Annotated in this window: 12 protein-coding genes; 11 read left to right on the forward strand and 1 reads right to left on the reverse strand. The window is 59.8% G+C overall.

What is annotated here, in order from left to right:
- Positions 1-9: 9 nt before the first annotated feature.
- From M1D51_RS03465 to M1D51_RS03510, 10 genes are all read left to right on the forward strand, one after another.
- Positions 10-582, forward strand: coding sequence for an AAA family ATPase (locus tag M1D51_RS03465; protein WP_458109538.1), 573 nt, complete (start codon positions 10-12; stop codon positions 580-582).
- Positions 583-725: 143 nt separating this feature from the next.
- Positions 726-3,215, forward strand: a complete 2,490-nt coding sequence (locus M1D51_RS03470) for a S8 family peptidase (RefSeq protein WP_458108538.1) — start codon at positions 726-728, stop codon at positions 3,213-3,215.
- A gap of 1,515 nt (positions 3,216-4,730) precedes the next feature.
- On the forward strand, positions 4,731-5,726 hold the full coding sequence (locus M1D51_RS03475) for a LacI family DNA-binding transcriptional regulator (RefSeq protein ID WP_458108539.1): 996 nt from the start codon (positions 4,731-4,733) through the stop codon (positions 5,724-5,726).
- 201 nt (positions 5,727-5,927) lie between these two features.
- Entirely contained in the window at positions 5,928-7,241 is a 1,314-nt protein-coding gene (locus tag M1D51_RS03480) for an ABC transporter substrate-binding protein (RefSeq protein ID WP_458108540.1), read from the forward strand.
- Between the two features lie 2 nt (positions 7,242-7,243).
- A complete protein-coding gene (locus tag M1D51_RS03485) occupies positions 7,244-8,200 on the forward strand; it encodes a carbohydrate ABC transporter permease (protein ID WP_458108541.1) in 957 nt (318 codons plus the stop codon).
- Positions 8,197-9,096 carry a carbohydrate ABC transporter permease gene (locus M1D51_RS03490; protein ID WP_458108542.1) on the forward strand — a complete coding sequence of 300 codons (900 nt, stop codon included), beginning with the start codon at positions 8,197-8,199 and terminating at the stop codon, positions 9,094-9,096. The genes M1D51_RS03485 and M1D51_RS03490 overlap by 4 nt, the downstream gene beginning before the upstream one ends.
- Before the next feature lie 64 nt (positions 9,097-9,160).
- Entirely contained in the window at positions 9,161-10,264 is a 1,104-nt protein-coding gene (locus M1D51_RS03495; protein ID WP_458108543.1) for a Gfo/Idh/MocA family protein, read from the forward strand.
- Positions 10,265-11,014 (forward strand): ThuA domain-containing protein, encoded by a 750-nt coding sequence (locus M1D51_RS03500; protein WP_458108544.1) that lies wholly within the window; start codon positions 10,265-10,267, stop codon positions 11,012-11,014. It begins immediately after the preceding gene.
- A 115-nt stretch (positions 11,015-11,129) separates the two neighbouring features.
- Positions 11,130-11,786 carry a hypothetical protein gene (locus M1D51_RS03505; protein ID WP_458108545.1) on the forward strand — a complete coding sequence of 219 codons (657 nt, stop codon included), beginning with the start codon at positions 11,130-11,132 and terminating at the stop codon, positions 11,784-11,786.
- Positions 11,783-12,877: an ImmA/IrrE family metallo-endopeptidase gene (locus M1D51_RS03510; RefSeq protein ID WP_458108546.1), complete on the forward strand. Its 1,095-nt coding sequence runs from the start codon at positions 11,783-11,785 to the stop codon at positions 12,875-12,877. Before M1D51_RS03505 ends, M1D51_RS03510 begins: the two co-directional genes overlap by 4 nt.
- Before the next feature lie 24 nt (positions 12,878-12,901).
- On the opposite strand, the gene M1D51_RS03515 is transcribed toward M1D51_RS03510, so the two are convergent.
- Entirely contained in the window at positions 12,902-13,795 is an 894-nt protein-coding gene (locus tag M1D51_RS03515) for a LysR family transcriptional regulator (RefSeq protein ID WP_026542038.1), read from the reverse strand.
- A gap of 116 nt (positions 13,796-13,911) precedes the next feature.
- Between M1D51_RS03515 and M1D51_RS03520 the strand changes: the two genes are divergently transcribed.
- Complete coding sequence (locus M1D51_RS03520) at positions 13,912-14,676, forward strand: enoyl-CoA hydratase/isomerase family protein (RefSeq protein ID WP_458108547.1); 765 nt, start codon at positions 13,912-13,914, stop codon at positions 14,674-14,676.
- Positions 14,677-14,692: the final 16 nt, after the last annotated feature.

Consider the following 14,692-nt stretch of genomic DNA (forward strand, 5'->3'; position numbering starts at 1 on the left):
GGCAAGAGCATGACAGCGGCCGCGCTTGCTAGTGAACTTGCTCTTCCCTTGATGACAATCCGGCTAGATGGTGTCATGAGCAGGTTCTTAGGGGAAAGCGCATCTAAGTTGAGACTGATCTTCGATGAAGTGGCTCGCCGACGGGCAGTCTATTTGTTCGATGAGTTTGATGCTCTTGGAAGCGACCGGGCAGCGAATAATGACATCGGTGAAACGAGAAGGATCTTGAACTCATTCCTTCTCTTCTTGGATGAAGCGCCCGCTGAAAGCGTGCTGATCGCTGCAACGAATCATGTAAGACTCTTGGATCCTGCTCTGTTCCGGCGATTTGATGCAGTAGTTAATTACGCTCTACCGGCGCCCAAACAAGCTGTTTCGGTTGTTAAGCGTCGACTTGCTTCCATGGATACTAAAGATGTTGATTGGGATGCTGTTTCGTCCGCTGCTTTGGAGTTGTCACCCTCCGACTTAGTGAAGGCAGCTGAGGCTGCGGCTAAGGATACGATCTTGGCAAACAATAGTAGGGTCAGTACCCAGCTGCTTATCGATGCACTAAATTCCAGAAGAAAATCTCACCATTGACAGACCGCCATCCGCACGTTCCCCTCGACCATATTGTTGTTCCTGCCCAACCCATTGCTGAGCGAAAGCGACGCGCGGAACCCCGAAACATTTCACGCGAGTACATCGATCATGGAGCTGATAGGGGTGCTCAGGTTCGGCGCTTGCAGTCATCGCTGAGCGCCGCCCAGCAAGCCGCGATTCATGCAACTCGTGGTGTTCCGCATGAATTGCGTCCCCACGGATTCGCGGCGGTCGCCGTGTCGGTAGACTCGGACCATCTGCTCGACATCGATGCCTTGGAACGGAAGGCAGAGGTACTTCAAATTCGCGCCGGTGTATCGAGCGCTGACCGAAGTGCAGACGACGAACCCGCGGATTCCTCCTCAGGTGATCGCGCGGTGCTGTGGATCAGCAATGAGCGGTTGGCAGGACTTAGAGAGAGTATCAGCGAATTTGAGAACCTGACCGAGAAGGGCAATCCTCGGTATCAAAGCCTAGTTGCCAACATGACAGGGTTCGAAGCTGTCCGTTTTGAAGACTTATGGGTCGATGGGGTAGGTAGTCCACCAGAAGAAGGCACAGACCTCTGGGAGTTGTGGTACTACATTTCCGAAGACCTAGGTACGTCATCGTTCCCGCTTTTAGAGCAGTTCAGTGAGCAACTTGGACTGAGAGTTGAGCATCCAGTACTACAGGTTGGTGACTACGTCTCCTGCACCGTCGAAGGTTCCCGAGAGAATCTGGAGCAACTTGTCAATACGGCAGCAATGCCAGTCGAGATTCGGCGGCCTAGTTTCATAGAGGAACTCCATGAAATTGGAGACGATTTTGTAGCAGACTGGGTCCACGACTTTGCAGGCCTTCTCGATCCACCTGAGGACCAGGCGCCCGTGGTCACCGTTCTTGATAATGGAGTCAGGGCAGCCCATCCGCTTTTGACATCTTCCCTAAATGGCAGAGTGTGGAGCGTCGTCGAAGGTAGTAGTGGCGATGACTATTCGAGTCGACATGGTACGCAGATGGCCGGAGTAGCGCTTTTTGGAGATCTCCGGGGCCTCTTGGATCGCGGAACTGGGGAACGTCATGCGATCAATCACGGACTTGAAGCAGTAAGGGTCCTTCGAGGAACTAGCCAAGTGCACGTGGACCATCAGAGACCTGGACTCCTGATGGTGAATGCCGTATCACATGTGGAAATTGCCAATCCTGCCAATAGACGAGTGTTCCTGTTGGCTCAAACTTCAACGGGCGGGAACGATCTGCTGGCCAGTCAATCACTGCCCACCACTTGGTCGACGACATTGGACGCACTAGCGATGGGGTGTTCTGTAGAAATCACACCTGAGAAGGTAGTGGTCGGCCGCCCGGAGGCCGGCGCTCAGAGGCTTTTCTGCGTGTCAGTCGGCAACCTTCGCGGCGATGACTTAGCGGCACTCGGTACTCCTGGTTCCTATTACTCATCGAATTTGACGAGGGTAGCCGAGGAACCCTCACAGGCCTGGAATGTCCTTCGCATAGGTGCTTTCACCGAGCTTGATGAGGTTCCGGCCTCTGGGCATTACGAAGGATGGGAGCCGATAGCTAAGAAAGGCGGACTGTCGCCTTATTCCAGGACCGGTGTCACGGCGAACAAGAACCACGGGGCTGTCCCGGATATTGTTCTCGAAGGTGGAAACCTACTCCGATCCCCTAATGGTGATATTGACCACCCAGCGACGACCTCCGTGATCACAACTTCACCGGATAGCGCGGCACCGTTGACGCACGCATTCGCAACTAGTGCCGCAACGGCGCAGGCAGCCCGACTCGCGGCGGTTCTTCACGCAAGGTATCCCGATTACTGGCCAGAGACTGTACGAGGTTTACTTGTTCATCGCGCCGAATGGACCGAGCACATGGCTGAGGGTGTGCACGGCAAGAGGAATGGAACCCTCCTGAGTAAGGGCAAGTTTGACCTTGAAAAGCTCCGCATCTTCGGATGGGGCGTGCCTCGAGAGGAATCTCTCCTAAACAGTCTCACATCAGACGTCACAATTGTCGTCCAGGATCGCCTTAGCCCGTTTGATAAGAATTTTGATCTGAACGAAGTCAAATTCTACAAGTTGCCATGGTCGACGGGTTTACTCGAGCAGTTGGGGCGCAGCCAAGTTGAATTTCGTGTGACTCTTTCATATTTCGTAGAGCCCAACCCCGGTAGAAGGGGCAAAGAGCACCACTCTACCTATCCGTCTCATGGTATGCAGTTCCACATCAAGTCCGGGGCGCAAAGTAGTTCTGAGTTCCATTCAGATATTGCGAGATCTCTGGTTGAGACAGAGAAATCCGGAGCCGCATTCTTTTCGACCGGGCCTGGGTGGGTTGCTGGGCCCAAGAATCGCGACAGGGGCTCATTGCGCACGGATATGTGGAGAGGAGCGGCACATAGGCTGGTTGGGGTGGACGAACTTGCTGTTGTTCCGCTTACTGGCTGGTGGAAGACTCATGGACGAACCGATAGATGCGCCAGCCCGGCTCCTTTCAGTTTGGCGATAACGCTGAAGTCCCTTGGCTCAGACGTGGACATCTACACGAATGTCGCCAACAGCCTAGGGATCGCCACGCCAGTTGCTCTGGATGTCGAGCCAACTGGACAGCTCACGCTGGATTTCTGACAGCAATAGCCGCTCTCATGTCTCGTGCCTACGAACTCTAAGACTGGATGAAGCCTGCCTGTCAAGGAGGCGCGCACCAGCAAGAGTTTGCAGTGTTCATTGCTGCCCTTGAGTCTTTCGCATGCAGTTGAAGTGGCCTATTCTTCGAGGTGCTTACAAAAAGGTTTGTCGACCGCCCGGGTGAAGCCAGTAAGCTAGGGACAAACAATGAGGATCGAACTGACGCAATAAGGATAGCTCCCGCGACACTGCCCCCTAGGTCCAAACCGTCATCCTTCGGAACGGAAATCCATGTGTGCTACTCGAGTCGGTGGAGATAACTCGACTAAAAAGAACTTCTGGTACAACTTTGAAGATATTCCCTCAAATCGAATTGGGTATTTCGTCAAGGCCGAGCAGTCCTCGGCGTTCATGTTGGCAGATGAGGAAGCCGTCAATGAGGCTTTGAGGGACTTCTTCCGGAACGCTGGCCTTCCCTCGGAGCGGGCCGTTGGCAAGCAAGTTGGAAGCACGACCGGGATGATGCTTGTCACCCTGTTGCCAAAATTTATAGGACCTAGTATTGCCCTCGGAAAGTTCTTACTTCGGTGGCGGCAGGATGTACTGATGCAGCATCGACGGGAGATGTTTCCAGGAGTTGGTATAACGATCCTCGCAGATCACATAGACCCTGTTTCTATGGGGTCAGCCCAAGTCGTCGATTCCGCAACGACCCTAGCGGTTATCTTGCCTGAACTGCGCGCACATTTGTACCATGCGTTTCCAGGCCTCCGATTTTTCATAAAAGTTCAGGCTCGCGGATCGCGCGTCGGGTTAGTCGAGCTCCGGGTCGGGCGATGGCCAGTGACCGAGAAACAGGTGCATAAAATCTTGAAATATCTTGATCGCGATGTTCCGAAGATGACGATTACGCAGGTCGAGGGTTGGTTTGGCCGGCCTACGGTCGCGAGGGCCACCTACGTAGCCCCGGATTTGAGTAGAATCAAGCGACTATAATAATCCAGCCTCAGGTTCGCTCCGATCGTGAATCTGAGTTGGACGTTCGGTCAACATTGAGCGGCGACCGACCTCCGCGGCCTAGTCCCAGTTCAAGCGCTACTAGTGCCCATTCTCCGGCCCTTGCTAGGACTTGGCGCGTCGCTTGGTAGTACCCATTCCTAGGTGCGCGAGTTCGGCATACCGTGTGGTGGCTCAGCTGGTACGGGCGCGCGGGAATTCGTCAGTCGAAGTCAGATCTATTGAGTATTTGAACTCGGTGCATCTGGTCCTATCGTTTGAAAGGCGTCGGTTGCTTCTGGGTCCTCGGTTTCGGTAGGTGGATAGGCGAAGAACAGCGGATCTTGCCAAACTGGCCGGTATTAGGCCTGAGCATCGTTTGGCAATCACTTTGCACCTTGCTCAGCCTTCCCCGGACTGGGGTTTCCCGCCGGTTCCATCTGCGGTCCCGCTAAGCTGAGGAGCGCCGAATGGGCGTTAGTGTAAGCGCCTCAAGAAAGCTCCCGGAAGGAAAATCGAATGGCTCGAGCGACAGTTCAGGACGTCGCCAGGACTGCGGGTGTGTCCGTGGGGACTGTGTCGCGCGTGTTGAACGGGAGTCCGGCTGTTAGCGCGGCGGCCAAGGAGAAAGTCAACGCCGCAATCCGGGAGCTCAGCTACCGCCCACTCGCCTCAGCAAGGGATCTCCGAAGAGACCGCACCATGCGCGTCCTGGCCCTCGCCAAGAACCTGGACTCTCTCGTGATCAGCGAAGTCTTCCGTGGTGTCGGCGATGCTGCGGCTGACTCGGGCTATGTCAGCCTTATCGCAGCGACCGACGGGGACCTTGATCGAGAGCAGCAACTCGTGGACATGCTCCGCAACGGCTCCGTGGACGGATTAGTGATCTTCTCACCAACGATGCCGGACGACGACGTCAACACCGTCGCCGAGCAACTCAGCGTGATTCAGGTCTGTGAAATTGTCGACGCCGAGGCGGCATTCGGTGTGTCGATCGATGACCGCCAGGCCGCTTACGACATCACCAAGCACCTCATCGACACCGGTGCCAAGAAACTAGCCATGCTCGCTCATAGAGGTGCCCGCTCAGGCCGGCTGCGGGAAGAGGGATTCCGCCAAGCACTCGAGGAAGAAGGCTTGGAGCAAGACCAGATCCTGCTCGGCGAAGGCAACTTCGGATTCCACGCCGGCCGCGATCTTACGAAAAAGCTCCTGGAGACGAAGGACCTTCCGGACGCCGTTTTCTGTGGCACAGACGTGGTCGCTGCCGGCTGCGTCCGTGAACTGACCGACGCCGGACTACGAGTCCCTGATGACATCGCTGTGGCAGGGTTCGATGACTCGGCCCAGGCAGAAATGTGCGTCCCAGAGCTAACCACAGTAAGGCAGCCCGCCTACGAAATGGGCCGAGTAGCCTTCGCTGAGCTCCTCGATCGCATGACAGTCCCAGGGCAACATCGCAAGGGAAGAACCTTCCTCCCGCACCAACTCGTCATCCGGGACTCCACCAAATAAAGAGGGTTGACAGCCTTCAGTGGTCCCTGTCACACTACTTTGGAATCGATTCCACGGCCGCAAGGCCGTTTTTCCAAGCAGCATTTGGAATCGATTCCACGGATCAGAACGAACCACCGGCAAAGAAGCCACCCTCAGGACGCGGAACAGCTAAAACGCGAACTGAACTCCACCCGCCCACAGCCACCAAAGGAGCCACTTGTGGACATGAACCGACCTGCTTCCCCGCTCCAGAACAAAGCCCCACGAAGCCGCAAAGCCCTCGCATCAGCTGCAATCGCAGCCGCCGCCCTCCTCCTCAGCGCGTGCGGCGGGGGAGCCGCGCCGCAAGGTGCCGAGCAAGCGGCCGCTGCCGATCCGGCGTCGGGCGCTAATGCCAGCGGTGCCGTGAACATCTGTGGCGTCAAGGACGCGAGCGGTATCTACAAGGGCACGGCGGAGGCGTTCACCAAGGCGAACGGCAAGGTCACGGCCAAGTACACGGAGATCGGCGCCACCACGGATGAAGCCCGCACGCAGATTGTGCAGCGGCTCGAGGGCAAGTCCACCGAGTGCGATATCTTCATCACGGACGTCATCTGGACCTCCGAGTTCGCTTCCCAGGGCTGGCTGCTGGACCAGACCAAGCTGGTGGAGTCCAACAAGGACCGGCTCATTCCCTCCACTGTGGAAACCACCAAGTACGAGGACAAGTACTGGGGCTCGCCGTTCTTCACCAACGCCGGCTTGATCTACTACCAGAAGGACAAGGTAGCCAAGCCCGAGACCTGGCAGCAGCTCTACGCAGAAGCAGCCAAAGCTCCCGGCAACGGCTTCGTCTACCAGGGCAAGCAGTACGAGGGCCTCACGGTGAACTTCCTCGAAATGCTCTACAGCGCAGGCGGCGAAGTCCTGGATGACCAAGGCAACGTCAAAATCGACTCCAAGGAAACCCGCGACGTCCTCAACTTCATGAGCGACGGACTCAAGAAGGGCTCAGCCGACCGCGCCGTCCTCACCTACAACGAAGACCCCGCCCGCCTCGCCTACGAGTCCGGCGACTTCGGATACCAGCGCAACTGGCCGCACGTGTACCGCCTGCTCAACGCGACACCGCTGGCGTCCAGCTTCGCGGTCGCGCCGCTGCCGGCATGGGAAGGCGGCAAAGCTTCCGGCGTGCTGGGCGGCTGGAACCTGGCGATCTCGGCCCACTCCACCAACCAAGCCGGAGCTGTCGCGTTCATCGACTTCGCCACCACCCCGGACTGGCAGAAGCACGTGGCCATGGACTACTCGCAGGCCCCGGTGAACGAGGCCGCCTACTCGGACCCGGCCGTGCTGCAGAAGATGCCGTTCGCCACCGAGCTCCTCGCCTCCGTGAAGGGTGCCAAGCCGCGCCCGATCTCCCCGGTCTACCCGCAGATCAGCCAGGCAATCTACAAGAACGTCTACGCCGTCCTCTCCGGCACCGCCTCCACCGAGGACGCCGTGAAGAGCATGGCCGAGGAAATCACCAGCGCCAAGGCGAGCTTCTGATCATGGCCACCAAGACACTCCTACCGGGCCGCCCCCCAAGCCCCGCACCGGCCCGCCAAACAAGCGGCCGCGACCGCGCCGAACGCAAGCTGGCGTTCCGCATGACCGCTCCGTCGCTGGTCATCATGGCCCTGGTTGCGGCGGTCCCCATCGGCTACGCGATCTGGCTCTCGCTGAACCAGTACAGCGTCCGCACCGCAGGCCTGTCCCGCTTTGTCGGACTGGAAAACTACATCGCCGCCCTGACCAGCCAAGAATGGTGGGCTGCGTTCGGCCAGACGTTCCTCTTCGCCGGCCTCTCCGTCAGCTTGGAACTCATCCTCGGCACGGCCATGGCGCTCCTGCTCAACCTCGCGTTCAAGGGCCGCGCCGTCCTGCGCACCGTGGTTCTGCTGCCCTACGCGATCATCACAGTGGTCAGCGCCATCACGTGGCAGACGATGTTCCAGCCCAACATGGGCCTGGTCACCAACGTCCTCTCCACGCTGGGACTGCCGGGCGGCGACGTCGTGTGGCTCGGTGAGCACGGCTACGCGATGGCCGTGATCGTCATGGCCGATGTCTGGAAGACCACCCCGTTCGCCGCGCTCATCATCCTGGCCGGCCTGCAGGTCATCTCCGCCGAAACGTACGAGGCCGCGGAACTCGACGGCGCCAGCAAATGGCAGACCTTCGTGAACATCACTCTGCCGCTGCTGCGCCCGGCAATCGTCCTCGCCGCGATTTTCCGCACCATGGACGCCCTCCGCGTCTTCGACCTGCCGTTCGTCCTCACCCGCGGCGCCAACGGCACCGAATCCATGTCCATGCTCGCCTACGGCCAACTGCGCGAAAACCGGCTGGTGGGCGAAGGCTCGGCGCTGTCCATCCTGACCTTCCTCACCGTCATGGTGGTCTCCGTCATCTACATCCGCTTCGGCGGCGGCAACATCCGCGACGTCGCGAAGGAGGAACAATGAGCACGCTGACTGCAGAACGCACGACGCCGGAACTCGCCGCCGGGCGCAGGGCGCCGAAGCGTCGCTTGCGCGGGGAATCGAAACTGCACCCCTTGGTATGGGTGTTCGTGGTGGCCGTCATGGCTTTCTCGCTCATCCCCTTCTACTGGCTGGTCAACACCTCCCTTAAGAAGGGAGCGAGCCTGTCCCAAGGCGAGCTCTTCCCGAGCCAGCCGACCCTGGAGAACTATCTGGTGGTCTTCCAGAACCCCGAATTCCTCCTGGCCTTGCGCAATTCGGTGATTATCGCCGTCGTAACTACAACAGTGGCGCTGGTGTTCGCGTCCTTCGCCGCCTACGCGCTGGCCAGGCTGAAGATGCGCCGCAAGGCGATGATCCTGACGCTGATCCTCTCGGTGACCACGTTCCCGGCCATCGCGATTGCGGCCCCGATGTTCTCCATCTGGCGCGAGATCGGCCTATACGACACCTTGCTTGGCCTCATCATTCCGAAGCTGACGTTTGCGTTGCCGCTGGCGATCTACACGCTGACGTCGTTCTTCAAGGAGATCCCGCGTGAGCTGGAGGAATCCGCGTACATGGACGGCGCCACGCCGTTTGTCGCGTTCCGGAAGGTGATTCTGCCGCTGGCGGTTCCCGGCCTGGCGACGACAGCGATCCTGGTGTTCATCTCGGTCTGGAACGAATTCCTCCTGGCCGTCACGCTGACCACCTCGCCGGAATCACGTCCCGTCCCGGTGGCCATCGCGTTCTTCAGCGGCACCAGCGAGTTCGACCAACCCCTTGGCACCATCAGCGCCGCGTCGGTGATCATCACCGTGCCGCTCGTGATTCTGGTGCTCTTGTGCCAGAAGCGCATCGTGTCCGGCATGACGGCCGGCGCGGTCAAGGGCTAAGCCCGTCACGAAGTCCCCAAACCCCTCACAGACTCTAAGAAACCACACAAAGAACAGGAACAACGTGAGCATTCAGCAGCAGGCCCCGTCCGCAACCCTCAAGGTAGGAGTTGTGGGCATCGGTTGGGCCGGCCAGCAGCACCTCAAGGCGTACAGCAACATTCCCGGCGTCGAAATTATTGCCGTTGCCGGCATGGAGCAGGAGCTTCTTGCCCAGCTGACCGAGGAGTACGGCATCCCGCATGCCTTCGCCCGCTGGGAGGACATGATTGAGCTCGAGGACCTCGACGCCGTTAGCGTCGCCGTCCCCACGTTCCTGCACGCACCCATCGCGATTGCGTCGCTTGAGCGGGGCCTGCATGTGCTGAGCGAGAAGCCGATCGCGCGCAACGCCGTCGAAGGTCAACAGATGGTGGACGCCGCCCGCAAGGCCGGCCGCGTGCTGGACGTCGCGTTCAACCACCGCCGCCGCGGCGACATCCAGGCGCTGAAGGAAGTGATCGACGCCGGCACGCTGGGACGCCCGTACTACGCCAAGGCATCGTGGCTCCGACGCCAAGGGATCCCGATGCTGGGCAGCTGGTTCACCAATCCTGAGCTCGCCGGTGGCGGTCCGCTGGCTGATATCGGCGTCCACGTGCTGGACTACTCGCTGCACCTGCTGGGGGAGCCGAAGGTCCTGGCGGTCTCGGCGTCGACCCACTCCGAACTCGGTCCCCGCGGGCTTGGTGGCAACGCCCGCTACACAGCCTCGAACTCCAGCCATAAGTTTGAAGTGGAAGACTTCGCCTCCGCATTTATTCGCCTGGAAGGTGGCGGTACCTTGATCCTCGAAGCCGGCTGGGCCACCTACCGCGACGAACGGGACCTGATGGACTTCACCGTTTACGGGACCGACGGCGGAGCGGACTTGCGCTCGGTGGGCGCCTCCGAGAACCCGGTAGCGGACGTCCACGTCTTCACCGAGAAAGACGGCGAGAACGCGGACTTCGAGGTGGTGGCCGAACCCGGGCGAGCCCACCAGGCCGTCGTCGACGATTTCATTGCCGCCGTGCGCGGTGGCGAAACTGTTTGGGGAAGCCATGACGGTTCGCTTGCCCTGAGCCGCGCGCTAATACTCGATGCTTGCTACAAATCCGCCCTCGAACAACGTGAAGTGGTGCTCTAAATGACTGATGCGAAATTGAAGATTGTTGTCTGGAACGAGGCCGTCCACGAGGCCCGCAACGAGCCCGCAACCATCGGTGAGATGTACCCCGAAGGAATCCACGGCGCCATCGCTGCAGGGCTCCGCGGTTTCTACCCGGACTCCGAAATCTCCACCGCTGCCTTGGCCGATCCCGAGCACGGGCTCTCCGAAGAAGTTCTTGAGCAGACTGATGTGTTGCTGTGGTGGGGGCACATCGCCCATCAGGAAGTCGCTGACGAAGTGGTGGAGCGCGTGCAGCGGCATGTCCTCGGTGGCATGGGCCTGGTGGTGCTCCACTCCGGACACTTTGCAAAGATCTTCACCCGCTTGCTGGGGACCACGTGCTCGCTGAAGTGGCGCAACGAAGGCGAACGCGAGCTGGTGTGGACGGTCAAGCCCTCGCACCCGATCGCGGCCGGAATTGAAAGCCCGATTGTGATTCCCCAGCAGGAAATGTACGGCGAGCTGTTCGACATTCCGGAGCCCGATGACCTGATCTTCATCAGCTCGTTCACCGGGGGAGAGGTGTTCCGCTCAGGCGTGACGTTCTCCCGCGGCAAGGGCCGGATCTTCTACTTCAGCCCCGGTGACCAGGAATACCCCGTGTACCACCAGCCGCAGATCCAGAAGGTCATCGCCAACGGTGTTGGCTGGGTGGCTCAGCCGGGTGTGTTCCGGGAGGCGCCTGAGGTTTCCAACCCTGCCCGGGGGTGGTTCGAGGAGGCGTAGGACCTGGCTGCTCGCTGAGTGAGCGCCGGTCGGCGTACTCCGTGCGGACAACAACCGAGGCGGGAAGTATTTTCCGGTTTTCTGCACTACTATGAGGGAATTGAAAGGAGTTCATGTGACCTCTGAACCGCTTCCTCTGGAGCCCTTCGTATCGTCCACCAACGCTGCGTCCGCTCTGGAATTACTAGGCCTGGACAGCGATACGCTGACGAACTCCGTGCTGAGGGGCGTCCGTCAGGCGCAGAACATTACCAACTTTCACCCTGTCACTGCCCGCGGTTTTGTCCAGTGGTCCGAGACGGTTGCAGCTCTCCGCGAGCAACTCAACGAGCGTGACTGGAGACAGGCAGACCCTCAGAACTCTCCACGGGTTTTGTCGCCTGACGGACTGACGTCGATCATGGTCATTGGTGGCAACGCGAATACCGCCCTTTCGGAGGACTTGACCCCTGGAACAGCCCGACGCCGCGGTCCGGCTACGGGTGCAGCCGTCCAGTGCAACGGCCAGCAGATGCTCGACCTTATTTTCGGGTTGCCCTCAATTAGGCAAACCCAGCCACCGCTAACGTGGGTGCTCCTGTATCACTGGTCCAAGGATGAGCCTGTGGTCAGGGCTGAGTTGTCGCTGCCGGCCCAGATCGTTGATGGCAACATCACGCAGTGGACCAGCAGGATTTTCCTGCCTCCCACCGACGTATCGGATCTGGAAATCTCACATCGTCCGGCCGGACCTCAGGACGACGTCGACTTTAGGATCGTTGAACTGTCATGACGCTAGAACCCTCTCGGATCACTCTGGCGAGGTTGCGGGCGGGAATCAGTAAAGCTCAATTGGCTGAGCGTCTTGACGCTACGCCGCGCACGGTGACGAACTACGAGACGCACGGCGCACCGGACAGGATGGCTGGTGCGCTAGCCCTTGCGATTGGGTGCAAACCTGCGTTCTTGTCGCTGCCCCCAACCGAGCCACTTGAAGAGGACCGGGTCTTTTTTCGGGCCCGTCGTCGCTCCAGTGCAGCGCAGAAACACGCGGCAACGTCTGCCGGTCGTGTCGGCGTGGAACTTTACGAATTCCTGACCTCCCATTTCGAACTCCCGAGGCTAAGCGTTCCTGATTTGTCGCTGCTGGGTCCTCTCCAAGCAGCTCAACAGCTTCGTGCCGAGTGGGGGCTAGGGATTGATCCGCTTCCGAACTCTGTGCGGCTGGCGGAGGCGCATGGTGTGCGCGTACTGAGTCTGCCCGCTGGGGCTGAAGAGGTGGATGCTTTCAGTCTCTGGGAAGGCGGGCTGCCATATGTCTTCCTCTCCACGATGAAGACTGCAGAGCGTTCCCGTTTCGATTTAGCGCACGAGTTGGGACACCTTGTGCTCCATGCGGGCCTGGATGCTTCCACAGTAAGTGAGCGAAATGCTGAGAAAGAGGCAGACCAGTTCGCCTCGGAGTTCCTCATGCCTCGCGTACTCCTGCGCTCCAGTGTCGGTCGCGAACCGTCTGTCGATAGTCTTCTTCGACTGAAGGCTCATCTAGGCGTCTCCGCTATGGCGCTTGCTTATGGGTTCCATAAGGCCGGCATCTATACCGATTGGTCCTATCGCCAAACTTGCGTTGATCTGACTCGTCGCGGATATCGTTACGGAGAACCTGAAGGAATGGTCCGCGAGACTTCCAAAGTTTTCGGATTTGTACTCCCTGCATTGAGGAGATCGAAAGGTTGGGGTGTCGAAGACATTGCGCGTTCCATGGGTGTTTCGAACTCTGAACTGCACGGACTGACTTTTGGTCAGGCTTTGAGCGCGGTAGGGGACCCCGCTGCAGTGCAAAAACCACAACGTTCCAGCGCTCAGCTATCACTCGTTCGCTAAATGCGGGGCCGCAAGGGTAGTCCGCTACCCATGCCCACCCGCCTCCAGCCCCGCCCCGACAGCCGCAACAAACGCGTCCGTCTCCGCTGACCGCCTGCTCTTCAGCCACAGCGCCGACGTCCGCCACGCCAATGGATCACCAACCAGCGGACGCCATACCATCCCCGGAGGCAGCGGCGTCCACGGCTCCTCGTTGAAGTGCACTCCACGGCCGGCCATGATCAATCCGTGCGTGAAGTGCTGATTCCGCGCGTGAACGATAGCCGCCGGCAAATACCCGGCGTCGCGGCACGTGTGCAGGAATGAGTCGTACAACGTCGGGGCCATATGCCGCGGGAAGATGATCAACGGATTCCCTGCCAGGTCACCCAGCGGCACGGCATCCAATAAAGCCAACGGATGCGAAGCATTCAGAACCACGCCAAGAGCCCGCGAATACAGCGGCCCCGACTCAAAACCCACGCTGCTCAAAGGGTGACGGACCACCGCAACGTCCAGTTCGCCGTCGCGCAGTCGCTCAACCTGCTCCACAGTGGTGAGCTCGTGCAAATTCAGCAGAACGTCAGGCGCAGACGCAGCAAATGAAGAAACCATGGTGGACAGCGCAACAGGGTTCGTGTCCGGCGGCACCGCCACCTGCAGAATGCCCGAAGCGCCAGGTCGGATCCGCCGCATCGACTCCTGCGCCATGGCCACATGGTCCAGCACCCCTCGTGCATGCTCCAACAGCAGAGCCCCGGCCTCGGACAGCTCCACACCGGTACGCCGCCGATGAAACAACTGCACCCCGAGCTCTTTCTCCAAGTCCTTGATGCGCTGCGAAAGCGGCGGCTGGGCCATGTGCAAGCGCTGGGCCGCACGCCCGAAATGCAACTCCTCGGAGAGCACCACAAAGTACTTGAGATGGTGAAGGTCCATCGGCGCATCATACCAGTTTGGTATCAAGCCGAGTAGATATTGATGTTAGACGGGTCACATTTGCCGATGGTCAGATGGGAGTCAAGAAACCCCAACCAACCAAAGGAATCTCCCCAATGTCCCAGGACGTCCTTTTCGAACAGACCGGCCCCACCGCCATCATCACGCTCAACCGCCCTGACAAGCTCAACGCCTGGACCGAAGCCATGCGCAGCGAACTCATCGACTACCTCGAAGGCCTCAAAGGCAACGATGAGATCCGCGCGGTCATCCTCACCGGCAGCGGCCGCGCATTCTGTGCCGGCCAGGACCTGGCCGAGACCGCATCCATGAACCCCGAGGATCACGAGTCCGCGGAAGCATGGATCGACGGTTTCGACCGCCTCTACCGGGCCGTCCGCAACCTCGACCAGATCACCATCGCCGCGGTCAACGGAGTCGCCGCCGGCTCCGGCTTCCAGTACTCACTCCTGGCAGACCTCCGCGTCGGCGACTCCAAAGTCCGCATGGGCCAACCCGAAGTCCTCTCCGGCATCCCCAGCATCACGGGAATTTGGGCCATGTGGAGCATCCTCGGCAAGTCCAAGACCTCCCAGTTCGTCCTCACCGGCGAGCTGGTGGACGCAGCCGAGGCTCAGCGTCTCGGCCTCCTTAACTACTTGGCGGACGACGGCGGCGTGCTGGCTTACGCCAAGGACCTCGCCGCCCGCTTGAGCCTCCTTCCCCCGGGCGCAGTCCGCCTGACCAAGAACCGCCTGCGCAGCCTGGAAGACGACGACCTCACCGACGCGATGGCAGAAGCCAAGCGCGTGCACCGCGAGGCCTACGGCACCGGCGAACCGCAGCGCGAGATGGCCCGCTTCCTCGCCGGCCGCCGCTGAAGGGACGGGACACCAA

It is taken from the genome of Arthrobacter sp. R3-55 (assembly GCF_054161505.1).

What these genes read in the sequence shown, in the direction of transcription:
- M1D51_RS03500 (WP_458108544.1), top strand. Translation starts at nt 10,265, where the DNA reads ATGACTGATGCGAAATTGAAGATTGTTGTCTGGAACGAGGCCGTCCAC.
- M1D51_RS03510 (WP_458108546.1), top strand. Translation starts at nt 11,783, where the DNA reads ATGACGCTAGAACCCTCTCGGATCACTCTGGCGAGGTTGCGGGCGGGA.
- M1D51_RS03475 (WP_458108539.1), top strand. Translation starts at nt 4,731, where the DNA reads ATGGCTCGAGCGACAGTTCAGGACGTCGCCAGGACTGCGGGTGTGTCC.
- M1D51_RS03485 (WP_458108541.1), top strand. Translation starts at nt 7,244, where the DNA reads ATGGCCACCAAGACACTCCTACCGGGCCGCCCCCCAAGCCCCGCACCG.
- M1D51_RS03465 (WP_458109538.1), top strand. Translation starts at nt 10, where the DNA reads ATGACAGCGGCCGCGCTTGCTAGTGAACTTGCTCTTCCCTTGATGACA.
- M1D51_RS03515 (WP_026542038.1), bottom strand. Translation starts at nt 13,795, where the DNA reads ATGGACCTTCACCATCTCAAGTACTTTGTGGTGCTCTCCGAGGAGTTG.
- M1D51_RS03520 (WP_458108547.1), top strand. Translation starts at nt 13,912, where the DNA reads ATGTCCCAGGACGTCCTTTTCGAACAGACCGGCCCCACCGCCATCATC.
- M1D51_RS03490 (WP_458108542.1), top strand. Translation starts at nt 8,197, where the DNA reads ATGAGCACGCTGACTGCAGAACGCACGACGCCGGAACTCGCCGCCGGG.